The organism is Nocardiopsis sp. TNDT3 (assembly GCF_003427465.1).
Lineage (GTDB): Bacteria > Actinomycetota > Actinomycetes > Streptosporangiales > Streptosporangiaceae > Nocardiopsis > Nocardiopsis dassonvillei.
Genome location: NZ_QPFC01000508.1, coordinates 1 through 2,148 on the forward strand (window position 1 = coordinate 1; position 2,148 = coordinate 2,148).

3 protein-coding genes are annotated in these 2,148 nt (G+C 66.7%); 1 reads left to right on the top strand and 2 read right to left on the bottom strand.

The features are described from left to right. Positions 1-22: 22 nt before the first annotated feature. Together DQW06_RS13250 and tnpA are read right to left on the bottom strand one after the other, a co-directional pair. Positions 23-271, bottom strand: coding sequence for a DNA primase (locus DQW06_RS13250; protein ID WP_117198553.1), 249 nt, complete (start codon positions 269-271; stop codon positions 23-25). A gap of 65 nt (positions 272-336) precedes the next feature. Next, positions 337-765 (bottom strand): IS200/IS605 family transposase, encoded by a 429-nt coding sequence (gene tnpA, locus DQW06_RS13255; protein ID WP_013152466.1) that lies wholly within the window; start codon positions 763-765, stop codon positions 337-339. A 23-nt stretch (positions 766-788) separates the two neighbouring features. On the opposite strand from tnpA, the gene DQW06_RS13260 reads away from it, so the two are divergent. Next, positions 789-1,940 (top strand): RNA-guided endonuclease TnpB family protein, encoded by a 1,152-nt coding sequence (locus tag DQW06_RS13260; protein ID WP_041552510.1) that lies wholly within the window; start codon positions 789-791, stop codon positions 1,938-1,940. The last annotated feature ends 208 nt before the right edge of the window (positions 1,941-2,148 follow it).

A 2,148-nucleotide genomic window follows, 5' to 3' on the forward strand; every position in this document is an offset into this window, starting at 1 on the left:
CGCGGGTCAACGGAGCGCGGGCTCAGTCGTCACCGTCATCGCCGTCGTCTTCGTCATCGTTGTCGCCGTCGTCGTCCCCGTCATCACCGCCGCCGTCTCCGCCGTCATCTCCACCGTCGTCTCCGTCGTCGCCCTGTTCGACGTCCACGTTGGGCATGAGATCGTCGCAGGCCGCGGTGCCCAGGACCACGACGGTGGCCAGGGCGCCCACGGCGAGCACCCGGCGCAGTGCGGTCAGGGCGGTGAGGAGCGGTTCGAACGCCTTCAACATCTTCTAGCGAGGAACCCCGGCTGTTCATGGCCGGGAGGAATCGCTTCCCTCACCCGAACGGGCGGTTAGTCTGGGCGTTTTTGCTGGTCGATGTACTCCGCGATCACCGACAGCGGCGCGTCCCCACACGAGGCGGCGAAGTAGGACGGCGACCACAAGTGGTTGCCCCACAGGAACTGTCGCACGTGGTCGGGGAACTGCTTGCGCAGGTAGTGCGCCGAGGTGCCCTTGAGCCGGTTGACCAGTGTCGAGACAGGGAGTTTGGGCGGGTAGTGCACGAGCAGGTGGACGTGGTCATCCTCGCCGTTGAACTCGCGCAACTCAGCTCCCATGGTCTCGCACACCTGGTGCATGACCTGTTCGCAGTGGTTCAGCATCTGGTCGGTGAGGACACCACGCCGGTACTTGGTGACGAAGACAAGATGAGCTTGAAGGTCGGATACGACGCTTCTTCCACGCCTGACATTGGGATCTGGTTTCCACCTTGGTGACATGGATAAGACGGTAACCTGTGGGTGTGAAGATCGTTGTGCAGGTGAAGCTGCTCCCCGACTCCGCTCAGGAGGCGACGCTGTGGGAGACGCTGAAGTTGTGCAACCAGGCGGCCAACCGGGCCTCGCGGAGTGCGCACGAGTCCGGGGTGAAGGCGAAGACACCGTTGCAGCGGCTGGTCTACGACGACCTCAAAGCGATGGGGTTGTCCGCGCAACCGGCGATCCACTGCGCACGCAAGGTCGCCGGGGCCTATGCCACGCTGAAGGCCAACCTCAAGGCCGGAAACCACGGCTGTGAGGGGTCCAAGCGGCGTACCCGGGTGGAGAACACGCCGGTTCGGTTCCGAAAAGACGCCGCGCAGCCCTTCGACGACCGGTGCCTGTCCTGGCAGATAGACGCGCGCACGGTGTCGATCTGGACCGTGCACGGCCGGGTGAAGGGCATGGCGTTCGCGTGTTCACCGGACCAGGCCAAGGTGCTCACCGAGTTCCGCAAGGGCGAATCCGACCTGGTCAAGCGCGGCGACAACTGGTACCTGTACGCCACCTGCGAGGTTCCCGAGGCCGACGAGTACACCCCCGAAGGTTTCGTGGGTGTGGACCTCGGCATCGCGAACATCGCCACCACCAGCGACGGCACCGTTCACTCGGGCAAACAGGTCAACCAGGTCCGCCACCGCAACCGCCACCTCAGGCGCCGTCTCCAGAAGAAGGGAACCAAGTCCGCCAAGCGTGTCCTGCGCCGCCTCTCGGGCCGCGAGGCGCGGTTCGCGGCCGATACCAACCACCGCATCGCCAAGCAGATCGTGACCGAGGCTCAACGCACCTCACGGGGTGTCGCCCTGGAAGACCTGGGCGGCATCCGCAAGAGGGTACGGCTACGCAAGCCCCAGCGGGTCACGCTGCACTCCTGGTCCTTCGCTCAACTGGGCGCTTACATCGCCTACAAGGCGAAACGGGTCGGAGTGCCGGTGGTGTACGTGGACCCGGCCTACACCTCCCAGGGGTGTAGCGCCTGTGGCCACGTCGACAAGAGGAACCGGCCGAGCCAGGCCACTTTCCGATGCACGTCGTGCGGTTTCGCTGGGCACGCCGATGTGAACGCGGCCCGCAACATCTCCTCCAGGGGTGTGGCGGGCTGGGCAGTGAGTCACGCTGCCGACGACGCGGCCTGAAGCACACCTGCCAGGTGTGTGGAAGAGCTGCAAGCTCGGTCCTTCAAGGCCGAGAAGCTGACGCCAGACCTCCGGATCTGCGGGCGGGCCGCGGGGGCGCGGCCCCGTGCAGCGGCCAGCCTAGGACCCGGTCGCGCGGGCGGTCGGGGCGCCCCCGTCCCCGCGGGGCCGGGCCCGCGCCCGGGGAGGCCGGCAACGGACACGGCGG

Bases quoted from the DNA above. Each gene is read 5' to 3' on its own strand.
- DQW06_RS13250 (WP_117198553.1), bottom strand. From the start codon at position 271: ATGTTGAAGGCGTTCGAACCGCTCCTCACCGCCCTGACCGCACTGCGC.
- tnpA (WP_013152466.1), bottom strand. From the start codon at position 765: ATGTCACCAAGGTGGAAACCAGATCCCAATGTCAGGCGTGGAAGAAGC.